This window comes from Saccharothrix longispora (genome assembly GCF_030852425.1).
GTDB classification, from domain to species: domain Bacteria; phylum Actinomycetota; class Actinomycetes; order Mycobacteriales; family Pseudonocardiaceae; genus Actinosynnema; species Actinosynnema longispora.
Map to the genome: position 1 here is coordinate 38221 of NZ_NSDM01000013.1, position 15518 is coordinate 53738.

At 72.7% G+C, this 15518-nt stretch carries 15 protein-coding genes; 8 read left to right on the forward strand and 7 right to left on the reverse strand.

What is annotated here, in order from left to right; all coding sequences use genetic code 11:
* Nucleotides 1–68: 68 nt before the first annotated feature.
* Nucleotides 69–992 (reverse strand): heme o synthase, encoded by a 924-nt coding sequence (locus CKY47_RS27270; RefSeq protein WP_306749156.1) that lies wholly within the window; start codon nt 990–992, stop codon nt 69–71.
* 255 nt (nt 993–1247) lie between these two features.
* Between CKY47_RS27270 and tkt the strand changes: the two genes are divergently transcribed.
* The 7 genes from tkt (at nt 1248) to CKY47_RS27305 (ending at nt 11046) form a co-directional block, all read left to right on the forward strand.
* Entirely contained in the window at nt 1248–3341 is a 2094-nt protein-coding gene (gene tkt / locus CKY47_RS27275; protein WP_306749157.1) for a transketolase, read from the forward strand.
* 21 nt (nt 3342–3362) lie between these two features.
* Nucleotides 3363–4478: a transaldolase gene (gene tal, locus CKY47_RS27280; protein WP_306749158.1), complete on the forward strand. Its 1116-nt coding sequence runs from the start codon at nt 3363–3365 to the stop codon at nt 4476–4478.
* A gap of 13 nt (nt 4479–4491) precedes the next feature.
* Nucleotides 4492–6108 carry a phosphoglucose isomerase-related protein gene (locus CKY47_RS27285; protein WP_306749159.1) on the forward strand — a complete coding sequence of 539 codons (1617 nt, stop codon included), beginning with the start codon at nt 4492–4494 and terminating at the stop codon, nt 6106–6108.
* The gene (gene zwf, locus CKY47_RS27290) at nt 6105–7646 is read left to right on the forward strand and encodes a glucose-6-phosphate dehydrogenase (RefSeq protein WP_306749160.1); all 1542 of its coding nucleotides are present in this window, start codon (nt 6105–6107) and stop codon (nt 7644–7646) included. Before CKY47_RS27285 ends, zwf begins: the two co-directional genes overlap by 4 nt.
* On the forward strand, nt 7643–8842 hold the full coding sequence (opcA, locus tag CKY47_RS27295; RefSeq protein ID WP_306749161.1) for a glucose-6-phosphate dehydrogenase assembly protein OpcA: 1200 nt from the start codon (nt 7643–7645) through the stop codon (nt 8840–8842). Before zwf ends, opcA begins: the two co-directional genes overlap by 4 nt.
* Nucleotides 8839–9561 carry a 6-phosphogluconolactonase gene (gene pgl / locus CKY47_RS27300; RefSeq protein WP_306749162.1) on the forward strand — a complete coding sequence of 241 codons (723 nt, stop codon included), beginning with the start codon at nt 8839–8841 and terminating at the stop codon, nt 9559–9561. The genes opcA and pgl overlap by 4 nt, the downstream gene beginning before the upstream one ends.
* 261 nt (nt 9562–9822) lie before the next feature.
* On the forward strand, nt 9823–11046 hold the full coding sequence (locus CKY47_RS27305) for a sensor histidine kinase (RefSeq protein WP_306749163.1): 1224 nt from the start codon (nt 9823–9825) through the stop codon (nt 11044–11046).
* A gap of 94 nt (nt 11047–11140) precedes the next feature.
* Here CKY47_RS27305 and CKY47_RS27310 read toward each other — a convergent pair whose 3' ends face one another.
* The 4 genes from CKY47_RS27310 to CKY47_RS27325 form a co-directional block, all read right to left on the reverse strand.
* On the reverse strand, nt 11141–11497 hold the full coding sequence (locus tag CKY47_RS27310; protein ID WP_306749164.1) for a hypothetical protein: 357 nt from the start codon (nt 11495–11497) through the stop codon (nt 11141–11143).
* 797 nt (nt 11498–12294) lie between these two features.
* Entirely contained in the window at nt 12295–12597 is a 303-nt protein-coding gene (locus tag CKY47_RS27315) for a protein kinase domain-containing protein (protein WP_306749166.1), read from the reverse strand.
* Between the two features lie 142 nt (nt 12598–12739).
* Entirely contained in the window at nt 12740–12892 is a 153-nt protein-coding gene (locus CKY47_RS27320) for a hypothetical protein (protein ID WP_306749167.1), read from the reverse strand.
* Complete coding sequence (locus tag CKY47_RS27325) at nt 12889–13767, reverse strand: hypothetical protein (protein WP_306749169.1); 879 nt, start codon at nt 13765–13767, stop codon at nt 12889–12891. Before CKY47_RS27325 ends, CKY47_RS27320 begins: the two co-directional genes overlap by 4 nt.
* 97 nt (nt 13768–13864) lie before the next feature.
* Between CKY47_RS27325 and CKY47_RS27330 the strand changes: the two genes are divergently transcribed.
* Entirely contained in the window at nt 13865–14764 is a 900-nt protein-coding gene (locus CKY47_RS27330; protein ID WP_306749170.1) for a hypothetical protein, read from the forward strand.
* 82 nt (nt 14765–14846) lie between these two features.
* On the opposite strand, the gene CKY47_RS27335 is transcribed toward CKY47_RS27330, so the two are convergent.
* Both CKY47_RS27335 and secG read right to left on the reverse strand, forming a co-directional pair.
* Nucleotides 14847–15191, reverse strand: coding sequence for an RNA polymerase-binding protein RbpA (locus tag CKY47_RS27335; RefSeq protein ID WP_015103628.1), 345 nt, complete (start codon nt 15189–15191; stop codon nt 14847–14849).
* Between the two features lie 44 nt (nt 15192–15235).
* Nucleotides 15236–15466, reverse strand: a complete 231-nt coding sequence (secG, locus tag CKY47_RS27340; RefSeq protein ID WP_306749171.1) for a preprotein translocase subunit SecG — start codon at nt 15464–15466, stop codon at nt 15236–15238.
* Between the last annotated feature and the right edge of the window lie 52 nt (nt 15467–15518).

Consider the following 15518-nt stretch of genomic DNA (forward strand, 5'->3'; position numbering starts at 1 on the left):
GGGTCACGTGGTGAGCACGGAACGTGACCGCGATCGACGCGGTTACCACGCCGGTGTGATCAGGGGGATCAGAACGGCCAGCCGAGGACCGGCAGGCCGACCACCGCGTCCACGGCGAGGCCGCAGAACACGAGCATCAGGTACAGGTTCGACAGGTGGAAGAACTTCATCGTGTTCGTCGACCCGCCGCGCCGCACGACGCCGTGCAGGCGGTGCGCGAACACCGCGAACCACACGCCCGAGGCGGCGGCGACCGCGAGGTAGATCCACGACGTCACCGGAGCCAGCAGCAGGGTGCACACGACCGTGATCCACGAGTAGATGACGATCTGCCGGGTCACCTGCTGCGCCGTCGCCACCACCGGCAGCATCGGCACGCCCGCCCGCGCGTAGTCCTCCTTGAACTTCATCGCGAGCGCCCACGTGTGCGGGGGCGTCCAGAAGAAGATCACGCCGAACATCACCAGCGCGGGCCACGCCACGGTGCCGGTCACCGCCGACCAGCCGATGATCACCGGCATGCAGCCGGCCATGCCGCCCCAGATGATGTTCTGGGAGGTCCGGCGCTTGAGCACCAGGGTGTAGACGAAGATGTAGAACAGGATCGTGGCCACCGCGAACACGGCGGACATCAGGTTCGTGGTCAACCACAGGAACCCGAACGACACGACGCCGAGCACGATGCCGAAGACCAGCGCGTTGCGCGGCGGGATCGAGTCCTTCGCCAGCGGCCGGGCGCTGGTGCGCTTCATCACCGAGTCGATGTCGGCGTCCACGTAGCAGTTGAGCGCGTTCGCCGAACCCGCCGCCAGGGTGCCGCCGGCCAGGGTGCAGGCGATCAACCACAGCGGCGGCAGGCCGCGCTCGGCCAGCAGCATCGCCGGGATCGTGGTGATCAGGAGCAGTTCGATCACCCGGGGCTTGGTCAGCGCCACGTACGCACCGACGACCTGTCGGGGCGACCGCGCCGGGGCCTCGGTGACGGCACTCATGACAGGGCGCTCCTCGTCGGTCCGGGGGAATGAGCAGATCGTAACCGCGTGTTGGAGACGAAGCCCGTTCGGGTAGTCCCTGAACGCACCAACCACGCTTGTGCGTACACCCACAGAGCGTGAGTCGCACGAGCGTCCGCTGTCCGGACTAGGCTGGCCGGTGGACCTTGGGAACCGCGGATCGGGCCTGACGGACACGATTAAGTTCACCGCCAGCCGTCAACCGCCGCCTACTGAGTTTGGAGCTGGAAGTCAGTGTCCGTCACCGATGACATCGCCCGGTTGACCGAAGCCCGCCTGCCCGACGACTGGACCGACCTGGACCGCCGTGCGGTGGACACCGCGCGCGTGCTGGCGGCGGACGCCGTGCAGAAGGTCGGCAACGGCCACCCCGGCACCGCCATGAGCCTCGCGCCGCTGGCGTACACCCTGTTCCAGCGGGTGATGCGGCACGACCCGGCCGACCCCGACTGGATCGGCCGCGACCGGTTCGTGCTCAGCGCGGGCCACTCCAGCCTGACCCTCTACATCCAGCTGTACCTGAACGGGTACGGCCTGGAGCTGGACGACCTCAAGGCGCTGCGCACCTGGGGCTCGAAGACCCCGGGCCACCCCGAGCACCGGCACACGCCCGGCGTGGAGATCACCACCGGCCCGCTCGGCCAGGGCCTGGCCTCCGCGGTCGGCATGGCGATGGGCGCCCGCCGCGAGCGCGGCCTGTTCGACCCGGACGCCCCCGTCGGCCGCAGCCCGTTCGACCACGACATCTTCGTGATCGCCTCCGACGGCGACATCGAGGAGGGCGTGACCAGCGAGGCGTCGTCCCTGGCGGGCACGCAGAAGCTCGGCAACCTCACGGTGATCTACGACGACAACAAGATCTCCATCGAGGACGACACGACGATCGCGCTGTCCGAGGACACCGCGAAGCGCTACGAGGCGTACGGCTGGCACGTGCAGGTCGTCGAGGGCGGCGAGAACGTCGCCGGCATCCTCGAGGCCCTGGAGAACGCGAAGGCCGAGACCGAGCGCCCGTCGTTCATCCTGCTGCGCACCATCATCGGCTACCCCTCGCCGAACAAGCAGAACACCGGCGCGGCGCACGGCGCGGCCCTGGGCGCGGACGAGGTCGCCGAGGTCAAGCGCATCCTCGGCTTCGACCCGGAGCAGACCTTCGAGGTCTCCGACGAGGTCATCCGGCACACCCGCGCGGTGATCGGGCGCGGCGAGCGGGCCAAGGCCGAGTGGCAGGAGTCGTTCGACGCGTGGGCCGCGAAGAACCCCGAGCGCAAGGCGCTGCTGGACCGCCTGATCGGCCGGAGCCTGCCCGAGGGGTGGACCGACGCGCTGCCGTCGTGGGACCCGGACCCCAAGGGCGTGGCGACGCGCAAGGCGTCCGGCGAGGTGCTGAACTCGCTCAAGGACGTGCTGCCGGAGCTGTGGGGCGGCTCGGCCGACCTGGCGGAGTCGAACAACACCACCATGAAGGGCGTCGACTCGTTCGGCCCCGAGGGCATCTCCACCAAGATGTGGAACGCCAACCCGTACGGCCGCACGCTGCACTTCGGCGTCCGCGAGCACGCCATGGGCTCGATCCTCAACGGCATCGCGCTGCACGGCCCGACCCGCCCGTACGGCGGCACGTTCCTGGTGTTCAGCGACTACATGCGCCCGGCGGTCCGGCTGGCCGCGCTGATGAAGTCCCCCGTCGTCTACGTGTGGACGCACGACTCCATCGGCCTCGGCGAGGACGGCCCCACCCACCAGCCGGTCGAGCACCTGGCCGCGCTGCGCGCCATCCCCGGCCTGACCGTGCTGCGCCCCGGTGACGCGAACGAGACGGCCGCCGCCTGGCGCGCCACGATCGAGAACCCCGAGGGCCCCAAGGGCATCGCGCTGACCCGGCAGAACCTGCCGGTGCTCGCGGGCACCAGGGAGAAGGCCACCGAGGGCGTCGCGCGCGGCGGCTACGTGCTGGCCGGCGAGGGCGACCCGGAGCTGGTGCTGATCGCCACCGGCTCGGAGCTGCAGATCGCCGTCGAGGCGCGCGAGGTGCTGGAGGCCGAGGGCGTCGCGACCCGCGTGGTGTCCATGCCGAGCGTCGAGTGGTTCGACGCGCAGGACGAGGCGTACCGCGAGAGCGTGCTGCCGCCGTCGGTGAAGGCGCGCGTCGTCGTCGAGGCGGGCATCGCCCAGCCGTGGCACCGCTTCGCGGGCGACGCGGGCGAGATCGTCTCCATCGAGCACTTCGGCGCCTCCGCCGACTACCAGACGCTGTTCCGCGAGTTCGGCTTCACGACCGAGAACGTCGTCGCCGCGGCGCGCCGGTCGCTGGCCCGGACCAAGTAGAGACTTCAGGGAGTTGACGAGATGAGCAACAGCAATCCGCTGGCCGAGCTCAGCGCCGCGGGCGTGTCGATCTGGCTGGACGACCTGTCCCGCGAGCGGCTGAGCACCGGCAACCTGGCGAGCCTGATCGCGGAGAAGAACGTGGTCGGCGTGACCACGAACCCGACGATCTTCGCCGCCGCGCTGTCCGACGGCGCGGCCTACGACGAGCAGGTCCGCGAGCTGGCCGCCCGCGGCGCGGACGTCCACGCCACCGTGCGCGAGGTCACCACGACCGACGTGCGCCACGCGTGCGACCTGTTCCGCGACACCTACGACGCCACCGACGGCGTCGACGGCCGCGTGTCCATCGAGGTGGACCCGCGCCTGGCCAAGGACAGCGAGCGCACCGCCGCCGAGGCGCTCGACCTGTGGAAGACCGTCGACCGGCCGAACCTGATGGTGAAGATCCCGGCCACGATCGAGGGCCTGCCCGCGATCACCCGCACCCTCGCCGAGGGCGTGAGCGTGAACGTGACGCTGATCTTCTCCGTCGAGCGCTACCGCAAGGTGATGGAGGCGTTCCTCACCGGCCTGGAGCAGGCCAAGGCCAACGGCCACGACCTGCGCACCATCCACTCGGTCGCGTCGTTCTTCGTGTCCCGCGTGGACAGCGAGATCGACAAGCGGCTCGACGCGATCGACAGCCCGAAGGCGAAGGAGCTGCGCGGCAAGGCCGCCATCGCCAACGCCGTGCTGGCCTACGCCGCCTACGGGGAGACCTTCACGGGCGAGCGCTGGGAGGCCCTCGCGGCCGACGGCGCCCGCGCGCAGCGTCCACTGTGGGCGTCCACCGGCGTGAAGGACCCGAACTACTCCGACACCCGGTACGTCGACCAGCTGGTCGTGCCGAACGTGGTCAACACGATGCCCGAGAAGACCCTGCACGCGGTCGCCGACCACGGCAGGATCGAGGGCGACACCGTGACCGGGCGGGCCGACCAGGCGCAGCAGGTCTTCGACGAGCTGGTCGAGGTCGGCATCGACCTCGACGACGTGTTCATCACGCTGGAGACCGAGGGCGTCGACAAGTTCGAGAAGTCCTGGGCGGAGCTGCTCGACACGGTGACCGGACAGCTGGACCAGGCCAAGGGCTGAGGACGAGGACAACATGACCGAGGTGATCTCCGTGGAGATCGTCCGCACACCGAACCAGGACCAGGTCGACACCGTCATCGGTGACCTGGTCCGGGATTCGGCGCCGAGCAAGCTGACCGCCGGCGACGCCACGCTGTGGGGTCCCGACGCGGAACCCGAGGCGTCGATCCGCCTGGCGTGGACGACGTTGCACGAGACGTCCCGCCCGCTGGTCGCGGAGATCACCGCGCTGCGCGACGAGCTGCTCGCCGAGGGCGTGGACCGCGTGGTCCTCGCCGGGATGGGCGGCTCGTCGCTGGCGCCCGAGGTGATCACCGGCACCGCGGGCGTGCCGCTGGTCGTCCTCGACACGACGGACCCGGGCCAGGTCGCCGACGCGCTCGCCGGCGACCTGGAGCGGACGGTGCTGGTGGTGTCGTCCAAGTCGGGCGGCACCGTGGAGACCGACAGCCACCGGCGCATCTTCGAGCGGGCGTTCGCCGACGCGGGCGTCGACGCCGCGTCGCGGATCGTCGTGGTGACCGACCCGGGCTCGCCGCTGGAGCGGGCCTCGCGCGAGGCCGGCTACCGCAGGGTGTTCCTGGCCGACCCGAACGTGGGCGGCCGCTACTCGGCGCTGACCGCGTTCGGCCTGGTCCCCTCGGGCCTGGCCGGCGCGGACGTGTCGGCGCTGCTCGACGAGGCCGCCGCCGCCGCGCCGCTGGTGTCCGCCGACTCGGCCGACAACCCGGCCGTGGTGCTGGCCGCGACGTTCGGCGTGGCGCACGCGCAGGGCGCCGAGAAGGTCGTCTTCGCCGACACCGGCTCCGGCATCGCGGGCTTCGGCGACTGGGCCGAGCAGTTGATCGCCGAGTCCACCGGCAAGAACGGCACGGGCCTGCTGCCGGTCGTCGTGGAGGGTCCGGGCGCGCCCGGCTTCGTCGACGCCGGTTCCGACGCCACGACCGTCGCCATCGGACCGGCCACCGGCTCGTCCACGCTGTCCGTCGAGGGCAGCCTGGGCGCGCAGTTCCTGGTCTGGGAGTACGCGACCGCACTGGTCGGGCGGGTGCTCGGGATCAACCCGTTCGACCAACCCGACGTGGAGGCGGCGAAGAAGGCGGCGCGCGCGCTGCTCGACTCCCCCGCCTCGTCGTCGGCGGCGCCGCTGTTCACCGACGGCCCGATCGAGGTGTACGCGAGCGAGGGCTGGCTGTCCACCGACGTGAAGACCACCGCCGACGCGCTCGCGGCGCTCGTCGCCGCCTCGTCGCCGCACGGCTACCTGTCCGTGCAGGCGTACCTGGACCGGGTCGACGACGCCTCGTTCGCCCTCGTCCGCCCGGAGCTGGCGCGGCGCTCGCACCTGCAGACCACCTTCGGGTGGGGCCCGCGGTTCCTCCACTCGACCGGGCAGTACCACAAGGGCGGCCACCAGAACGGGGTGTTCCTCCAGCTCACGGGCGTGTCGGAGACCCACCTCGACGTGCCGGAGCGCCCGTACGACCTCAGCACGCTGCAACTGGCCCAGGCCATCGGCGACGGGCAGGTGCTGGCCGAGCGGGGCCGTCCGGTGCTGCGGCTGCACCTGACCGACCGCGTCGCCGGGCTCGCGCAGCTCGTCGAGGCAATCCAGGAGGACGGTTCGTGAGCACTCCGCTCAAGCGCAACCCGTTGCGCGACGCGCGGGACAAGAGGCTGCCGCGCATCGCCGGCCCCAGCGGCCTGGTGATCTTCGGCGTGACGGGCGACCTGTCGCGCAAGAAGCTCATGCCCGCCATCTACGACCTGGCCAACCGGGGCCTGCTGCCGCCGGGCTTCGCGCTCGTCGGCTTCGCCCGCCGCGACTGGGCCGACCAGGACTTCATGCAGGTCGTGCACGAGGCCGTCAAGGAGCACGCGCGCACGCCGTTCCGGCAGGAGGTCTGGGACCAACTCGCCGAGGGCATGCGGTTCGTGCAGGGCACCTTCGACGACGACGTCGCGTTCGACACGCTGGCCACGACGCTGGCCGACCTCGACCGCGACCGCGGCACGGGCGGCAACCACGCGTTCTACCTGTCGGTGCCGCCCAGCGCGTTCACCACGGTCGTCAACCAGCTCAAGCGGGCCGGCCTGGCCACGCCGCCGACCGACAGCCCCGGCCAGTGGCGCCGGGTCGTCATCGAGAAGCCGTTCGGCCACGACCTGTCCAGCGCGAAGCAGCTGAACAAGATCGTGAACGACGTCTTCCCCGAGGAGTCGGTGTTCCGCATCGACCACTACCTCGGCAAGGAGACGGTGCAGAACATCCTGGCGCTGCGCTTCGCGAACCAGCTGTACGAACCCATCTGGAACGCGAACTACGTCGACCACGTGCAGATCACCATGGCCGAGGACATCGGCCTGGGCGGTCGCGCGGGCTACTACGACGGCATCGGCGCCGCCCGCGACGTGATCCAGAACCACCTGCTCCAGCTCCTCGCGCTGACCGCGATGGAGGAGCCGGTGTCGTTCCGGCCGAGCGACCTGCGCGCCGAGAAGGTCAAGGTGCTGTCGGCGACCCGGGCGATCGGGCCGTACGACGAGACCACGGCGCGCGGCCAGTACACCGGTGGCTGGCAGGGCGGGCAGAAGGTGCCCGGCCTGGTCGAGGAGGGCGGCTTCGCGAAGGACTCGGTCACCGAGACCTACGCGGCGATCACCTGCGAGGTGAACACCCGCCGCTGGGCGGGGGTGCCGTTCTACCTGCGCACCGGCAAGCGGCTGGGCCGCCGCGTCACCGAGGTGGCCGTGGTGTTCAAGCGCGCGCCGCACCTGCCGTTCGACGACACCGCCACCGAGGAGCTGGGGCAGAACGCCCTGGTCGTGCGGGTACAGCCGGACGAGGGCGTGACCATGCGGTTCGGGTCCAAGGTGCCCGGCAACAGCATGGAGGTCCGGGACGTCACGATGGACTTCGGCTACGGCCACGCGTTCACCGAGTCCTCCCCCGAGGCGTACGAGCGGCTGCTGCTGGACGTGCTGCTCGGCGAGCCGTCGCTGTTCCCCAAGAACGACGAGGTCGAGCTGTCCTGGCAGATCCTGGACCCGATCATCGACCACTGGGGTCGCCACGGCACGCCCGAGAAGTACAAGGCGGGCACCTGGGGCCCGGTGTCGGCGGAGGAGATGCTGGCGCGGACCGGCAGGAACTGGAGGCGTCCGTGATCATCGACCTGCCCTCGACGACCACGTCCCAGGTCAACAGCAAGCTCGTGCAGCTGCGCGAGGAGGGTGGCGCGGTCACCCTCGGCCGGGTGCTGACGCTGGTGATCGTGACGGACGACGGCGCGAAGACCGAGGACGCCGTGGACGCGGCGAACGACGCCAGTCGCGAGCACCCGTGCCGGGTGATCGTGGTGGCCCGCGGCGCCCGCAAGGCCGCGCCGCGGCTGGACGCGCAGATCCGCGTCGGCGGCGACGCGGGCGCGTCCGAGGTGATCGTGCTGCGCCTGTACGGCGAGCTGGCCAACGAGGGCGCCTCGTGCGTCGTGCCGCTGCTGCTGCCGGACACCCCGGTCGTGGCGTGGTGGCCGAACGAGGCTCCCCCGGTGCCCGCCGAGGACCCGATCGGGCAGCTCGCGCAGCGCCGCATCACCGACGCGGCGGCCGAGAAGAACCCGATCAAGGCGCTGGAGCAGCGGCGCGCGTCGTACACGCCCGGTGACACGGACCTGGCGTGGACGCGGCTGACGCTGTGGCGGGCCATGATCGCGTCGGCGTTCGACCTGCCGCCGTACGAGAAGGTCACCGAGGCCGAGGTGAGCGGGGAGAGCGACTCCCCGTCGACCGACCTGCTGGCCGCGTGGCTGGCCGCGTACCTGAAGGTGCCGGTGAAGCGGTCCAAGGCGGCGCGCGGCGAGGGCATCGTGGACGTGCGGCTGGAGCGCCGGTCGGGCGTCGTGGAGCTGGCGCGCCCGGACGGCAAGGTCGGCACGCTGTCGCAGCCGGGCCAGCCGGAGCGCCGGGTCGCGCTGCAACGCCGCCAGGTGCGGGACTGCCTGGCGGAGGAGCTGCGGCGGCTCGACCCGGACGAGGTGTACGAGACGGCGTTGAAGGCGCTGGGCAAGGTCGTGCGCGGCCGGACCGCGGTGAAGTCGACCGCGGCGTCGCGCAAGCAGGCCCCGGCCGCCGCGCCGGCCACGCCCGACGCGGGTGCGACCTCGTCCGGTCCGTCGCCGAAGGCGGCTCCCGTGAAGGCGACGGCGAAGGCCGCCGCGCCGAAGACCGCGACCCCCAAGGGCTCGGCTCCGAAGGGCGCGGCTCCCAAGGCCGCGTCCCCGAAGGCGAAGGACGACGGCGCTGCCGACCCGAAGGCCGCGAAGTCGCGCGCCAAGGCGTCGAAGTCGAAGGCGGGCTCGTGAGCGTGCCCGAGGTGGTGGTGCACCGTGACGGCGACCTGCTGGCCGCCGCCACGGCCGCGCGCCTGCTGACCGCCCTGGTCGACGCCCAGGCCGCGCGCGGCACGGCGTCGCTCGTCCTCACCGGCGGGCGGACCGGCATCGCCGTGCTGGAGCAGGTGCGCTCCTCGCCCGCCCGCGACGCGGTGGACTGGAGCCGCGTCGACCTGTGGTGGGGCGACGAGCGGTTCCTGCCCTCCGGGCACCCGGAGCGCAACGAGACCCAGGCGCGCGAGGCGCTGCTCGACCACGTCCCCGCCGCGCGGGCGCACGTGGTGGAGCCCTCGGACGGCCGGTTCGGCGACGACCCGGAGGCCGCCGCCGCCGCGTACGCCGAGGAGCTCGGCTCCGCGCCGGAGTTCGACGTGTGCCTGCTCGGCGTCGGCGAGGAAGGGCACGTGGCCTCGGTCTTCCCCGACTCCCCCGCCGTGCGCGAGCGCGACCTGGCCGTGGTGGCCGTCCGGGACTGCCCGAAGCCGCCGCCGACCAGGGTGAGCCTGACCCTGCCGACGATCCGCGCGTCCCGCGAGGTGTGGCTGATGACGACGGGTGCGGCGAAGGCCGCCGCCGTCGCGACCGGCCTGGGCGGCGCACCCGAGGCGGACCTGCCCGCGGCCGGCGCGGTGGGCCGATCTCGGACCCTCTGGCTGCTCGACACCGCCGCGGCGGCCAAGCTCCCCTGACCCGTTCGACCCACGACTGCCGCCGCGCCCCTCCGGGGCCCGGCGGCAGTCGTGTCCGTGCCCTCACCCTCATCGTGTCCGCTCTGCGGACGTTCACGCTCGCAACTTTGTCCTCCGCGCCGCGTCCCGTATACGTGATCAGGCTGTCTCGAAGAGTGAGGATGCGGAATCGGACCTGGTCCGGGTCCGACTCGGGGTCGTGATCGGGAAGGGCGGGTCATGCCAAGCACGATGACGGCGCAGTACGGTGAGGACCGGCGGATGGCTGACGCGGGAGGACCCACCCTGTCCGGCAACGCTGTCGAGAGGCTGCCGGGCGGTCGGGTCGACGGTGCTCCGACCGAACCGGTCCCGCGCGCTGCCCTGCGGGCCCTCCTCGGCCGGTACCGCCAGTGGGCGTTCGACGTGGCGGCCGTGGTGGTGGCGGCGCTGGACGTGTGGCTGCGGGTGGTGCCCGAGGCCGAGGCGTACAACTACGTGCTGTCGATCCTGTCCGTGGTGGCGCTGGTGCTGCGCCGGCGGTTCCCGTTCCTGGTGGTGCTGCTGACCGTGCCCGGTTTCCTGGCCGGGTGGGCGCAGCTGGCGGCGATGATCGCGCTCGGCACGCTGGCGCGGCGCAAGCTGCTGACGACGCAGACCTTCATCGCGGCGGGGCTGGTGTGGTTCAGCCGGTTCTTCCTGTGGCCGATCGACCAGTTCCTCGCGCTGGAGTGGTCGACGCACGTCCACGACGCGATCTACGGGTGCCTGGTCGCCGGGATGCCCGTGGCCATCGCCCTGCTCGCCCACGCCCGCGAGGAGCTGTCCGCGAAGATCGCCGACCTGGCGGTCAGCCGCGAACGGGAGCGGGTGCTGCACGCGCACGCCGTGCGGGCCGACGAACGGGCACGCCTGGCCCGCGAGATGCACGACGTGGTGTCGCACCAGGTGAGCCTGATCGCGATGCAGGCCGGCGCCCTGCGGGTGGCGGCGGACGACCCGAACGCCCAGCAGGTGGCGGGGGTGATCCGGAACCTGAGCACCCGGACGTTGGACGAACTGCGCCAGCTCGTCAGCGTCCTGCGCACGACCGACGGCGACGACTCCCCCCAACCGGGGATCGAGGACCTGCCGGCCCTGGTGGCCGGCGCGGGCATCCCGACCACCCTCACCGTGCGGGGCGAGGTGGAGGGCCTGCCCGCTGCCATCTCCGGGGCCGCCTACCGGACGGTCCAGGAGGCCCTGACCAACGTCCGCAAGCACGCGGGGAGCGCCCCGACCACCATCCAGGTGACCACGACGGAAGAACACCTGCGGGTGACGGTGGAGAACAGCGCCCCGGCCGACCCCCACGCCGGGGGCGCCTTCCCCAGCGGCGGCCACGGCCTGGTGGGCCTGCGGGAACGGGCCGCGCTGCTGGGCGGGGAGTTCGAAGCCGAGCACACCGCCGCCGGCGGCTACCGGGTCCGGGTCACGTTCCCGCTGCGCCACCCGCGCTCGACCTGACACACCCGGGCAGGCCTCCCGCCGCCTCGATGCCCCGCTCTCGCCCGCCGCGACCTGCGCGTACCCGGAGCCGCCAATCGCGATCGGGTGGGCATCAGGCCGACCACCGGCTGACCGCGGCCCGGCGAGTGGCCACGGCCGTGCACACGGCCGCCACCACCCCGACCCCGCCGCGCACGACCGCCTGCCACAGGTCCGGCGTGTGCCGGAGCAGGACCGAGGCCAGCAGCCACACCGCGACCCCCGCCCCGAACCCCGACGGCGCGGCCGGCACCACCGCCGCGGTGCCGGCGCGACGTCGCCGCAGGGCGCGCAGCCCGGACTCCAGGTACGCGAGCGTGAACAGCAGCAGCAGCACGCCACCCGCGCCCATGAGGCTGACCGGCGGGTGGGTGGTGGGCTGGAGCGAGTACTCCCGCGTCTCGCCGCCCGCGGTCACCGCCGCGACCACCGCGCCGCCGATGACCCAGCGGCCGGCGCCCGGGAGCTCGAACGCCGGCGGCGAGGCGGTGGGGTGGCCGGGACGTCGGCGAGCGTGATCCCGGCCGCGGTCAACGTCAGGCGGGTGGGTGTCCGGGTGTCCGAGGTGGCGCCGGGGGCGGCGCCGGTGTCGGGGGCGGCCGGGGCCGGGGGCGGCCGGGGCCGGGACGGGTTTGCCCAGGTCCGCGGTCAACACGGGGAGGGACCGGGTCGGCAGGGTCAGCGGGAGGCTGACCAGCAGGACCGCCGCCAGGGCCGCGGCCAGGGCGAACCAACGCGCGGGTGCGGGGCGGGCGGGCACCTGTGCCGCCGGGACCGGGGGGTGGGAGCCCGGTCGCGCCGGTGCCGTCGGGGTGGGCCGGGGGGTCGTGAGGGGCTCGGACCGGGAGGTCCGGGGACTCGCGCGGTACGGGCCGTGTGGGGTGGGTGGCGGCGGGAGGGCGGGCGGTTGGCGGCGGTGGCCACGTGGGGGGTCAGGTGGACGGGGGTGGTGAGGTGGAGGAGCCAGTCCCGGCCCGAGAGGTCCGCCGCGGCCTGGGCGAGGTCCGCGGCGAAGGTTTCCGCGTTGCGGTAGCGGGAGCGGGGTCCCGCTCGATGCTCCGCATGATCACACCCGCGAGCGGATCGGGTACCTCGGTCAGGGGCGGGGTTCCCGGTGGACGTGCCGTTGGATCATCGCCGGCGGGCCGCCTCCGGTGTCGAACGGGAGCCTGCCGCTGAGGAGCTCGTAGAGGACGGTGCCCGCTCCGTAGACGTCCGCCGCCGGGGTCAGGGGGTGCCCAGCGGCTGCTCGGGCGACAGGTAGGCGGGCGTGCCCAGCACCTGGCCGCCGTGGGTGACCAGGGTGGCGGCCTCGCTCACCACCTGGGAGATGCCGAAGTCGGCGACCTTGAGCACCCCGCCGGCGGTGAAGAGGAGGTTCTTCGGCTTCACGTCCAGGTGCAGCACCCCGGCGCCGTGGGCGGCGTGCAGGCCGGCCGGCGTCGCCAGGCCGAAGGCGCACGACTGGGCTGGTGTCACACCTTCGGCCGTGAACTTCGACCACACCGTGCCACCGTCGAGCTTCTCCATCACCAGCAGGTGCTCACCGCGGTCCTGGACGTAGTCGTGGACGGGACTATGTGCGGGTGGTCGAGGTGGGCCGGCAGGCGTGCCTCGTGCTCGAACCGGGCGCTCATCCGGGCATCCTCGGCGAGCACGCCGGGTAAGCGCTTCACCGCGACCGGCCGCCCAGTGGCCGGTGCACCGCCGCGTACACGACGCCCATGCCGCCGCGCCCGATCTGCCCGCCCACGTCGTACTGGGGCAGTGCGGCCACGACGTTCGGCGGCGCGGGCGGGGCCGGGGAGGGCGGGGTGCCGGTCACGCCGTGCCGCCGGGCAGGGGGCGGGTGATGCGCTGGGTCGCCTCGGGGTCGTGGACGGGGCGGCTGTCGGACCGGTCCGCGGCGGGGTGCGGGGATCGCGTCGGGGTGGGCGGCAGGTCGTTCGGTTCGTCCTCGGGGTGCGGGGTCAGGTAGCCGAGCAGCAGGGCGGCCGCAGCAGCACCGAGGATGAACGGGATCTCCGCGGCCGGCGACGGTGCCGCCACGCGCAGCACCGACAGGGAGATGACGGCCACCAGGCCGGTGCCCACACCGGCGGGCAGGAAGCGCATCGCCCGCTGCCAGCGGTTCTCGGGCAGCCTCCGCCGGGCCAGGGCGAGCAGGGCGCCCGTCCACGCCAGGACGGTCAGGCCGAACACCGCCAGGCCGAACACGCCGTACACCGACCACGCGGAGCCGCGCACGTCACCGGTCGCGCCGACGGACGCGATGACGTCGCGCCGCACGTCCAGCACCTCCAGCGACGTGGGCAGCAGCCCGGTGGCCTGTGCCGCCAGCTGTCCCAGGTCCAGGACGAACGCGCGGGTGACGCTCTGCTTCGGCGGCACGTCGAACGGCACGGTGGTGTCGTAGGAGAAGAACGTCAGGGCGAGCGCCGTGCCGGACAGCCGGACCGTCTTGACGTGCTTCACCGTGTCGGTCCCGTTGTGGATGGTCACGGAGATGCGGGACGCGGCGGTCGGGTCGAGCACCAGGACGTCCTCGCCCACCGGGGTTCCGTCCACAGTGGCGCGCATCGTGACGGTGTCGCCCGCCTGGAGCGCCGAGGGGTGCGCGGCCGAGGACACCGCCGGGGCGGCGGCCAGGAGCATCCCGCACAGGAGCAGTGAACCGGCGCTGCCCATAATGCGTCTCACAGGGGCACCTCGAAGTGGTACGCGGACTGGTCCGGGGGTCGGTATGCGATCGGCAGGAACATTAGCTCTACTCGGTGCCCTGGCGGGTGGCGTTGCCGTGCTCGTGGCCGGACCGGTGTCGGCGCGGCAGCAGGCGGTCGCGGTGGTGTCTCCGGAGTCGGGTCCGGTGGGCAGCACGTTCACGCTGAGCTGGTCCGGTGTGTACCTCGACCCGGACTGCTCGGACTACGCCGTGCAGATCCTGTGGGACGCGCGGCAGGTGGTCGGCAGCGGGCGGCACTCGGGGCGTGGTCGGGGTTCGGGGACGGGGACGGTGCCGGCGGGGGCGTCGGTGGGCGCGCACCGGGTGACGGCGCGGCCGGTGTGCGCGGCGTCGGCGCACCCGACGGACGGCTTCACGGTGACCGGCACGCCGGCGACGACCACCACGACCACGGCCGCGGTCACGACGACCACGACCGCTCCCCCGCCCGCGACCACCACGGCGACCGCGGTCACGACGACCACCTCGGCCACGAGCACGACGACCGCGACGACGACCGCTCCGGTGACGACGACGGACAGCCCGCCGCCCCCGGGTGCGACGACGACGGCGCCGTTCGACGGTGACGGCGCGTTGACGCTCGACCGGGACGACATCCAGCCGGGCGACCCGCTGACGGCGACCGGCACAGGCTGCGAGCCGGGTTCGGTGGTGTCGCTCAGCTCGTTGGGCGAGGACGTGGGCACGGCGAAGGCGGACGGGGCGGGCACGTTCAGCGCGCGGGTGGAGTTCGCGACGATCCAGCCGGGCAGGCACGTGGTCCGGGCCGATTGCGGGGTGGTGCTGGTGGGGAGCGTGGACGTGGCGCTGACCAGTTCGACGGGCGGGACGACGTCCACGCTGGTGGTGCTGGTGTTCTTCCTGCTGGTGGGGGCGGTGCTGGTGCGGCGGCAGTTCGCGGGGGTGTTCGGCGGGCGCGACCGGGAGGTTCACGCCCGGGAGGATCGCGCCTGAGGGAGGGGACCACCCGGTCACGTGCGAAGGCCCCCGCCCGACCGGGTGGTCGGTGGGGGCCTTCGCGTGTCCTCGCGAGCGACTAGGGCTCTTCGCGCTGCTTGCGCAGCTTGGTGAGCGCCTCTTCCAGGATCGCCTCGCCGTCCGCGTCGGAGCGCCGCTCCTTCACGTAGGCCAGGTGCGTCTTGTACGGCTCGTTGCGCGGCGGAGCAGGGGGTGCCTGCTCGTCGCGCCCCGCCGGAAGTCCGCACCGGGGGCAGTCCCAGTTCTCGGGGATCTCCGCTTCGACCGCGAACGACGGCCGAGACTCGTGCGCGTTCGCGCACCAGTACGACACCCGACGTCGGGGCGCGGACTCGCCGCGCTCCGATTCGCCCATCGGGCCTGCGCCGACGCGGGTACCGCGAATCGCGTTACCACCAGCCATCGACCCTCACACCCCCACCACGTGGTTTCCCTGTGTCTGTCAGATCAGAGCTTGTTGAGCAGACCGACGCCCACGATGGCGATGACCCAGACCGCGCCGACGAACAGCGTCAGCCGGTCGAGGTTCTTCTCCACCACGCTGGAACCGGACAGGCTCGACTGCATACCGCCGCCGAACAGCGAGGACAGACCGCCGCCGCGCCCTCGGTGCAGCAGCACCAGCAGGATGAGCAGCAAGCTGGAGACGATCAACAGGATCTGAAGGAACAGGATCATTTCTTCCTCGCTGTCAGGCAGGTGACGCCACAGAGTACCCGGTCGACTGCCG

Coding starts and splice junctions, on each gene's coding strand:
- CKY47_RS27270 (WP_306749156.1), bottom strand. CDS start 992: ATGAGTGCCGTCACCGAGGCCCCGGCGCGGTCGCCCCGACAGGTCGTC.
- tal (WP_306749158.1), top strand. CDS start 3,363: ATGAGCAACAGCAATCCGCTGGCCGAGCTCAGCGCCGCGGGCGTGTCG.
- CKY47_RS27285 (WP_306749159.1), top strand. CDS start 4,492: ATGACCGAGGTGATCTCCGTGGAGATCGTCCGCACACCGAACCAGGAC.
- CKY47_RS27305 (WP_306749163.1), top strand. CDS start 9,823: ATGGCTGACGCGGGAGGACCCACCCTGTCCGGCAACGCTGTCGAGAGG.
- CKY47_RS27315 (WP_306749166.1), bottom strand. CDS start 12,597: ATGGAGAAGCTCGACGGTGGCACGGTGTGGTCGAAGTTCACGGCCGAA.
- CKY47_RS27335 (WP_015103628.1), bottom strand. CDS start 15,191: ATGGCTGGTGGTAACGCGATTCGCGGTACCCGCGTCGGCGCAGGCCCG.
- secG (WP_306749171.1), bottom strand. CDS start 15,466: ATGATCCTGTTCCTTCAGATCCTGTTGATCGTCTCCAGCTTGCTGCTC.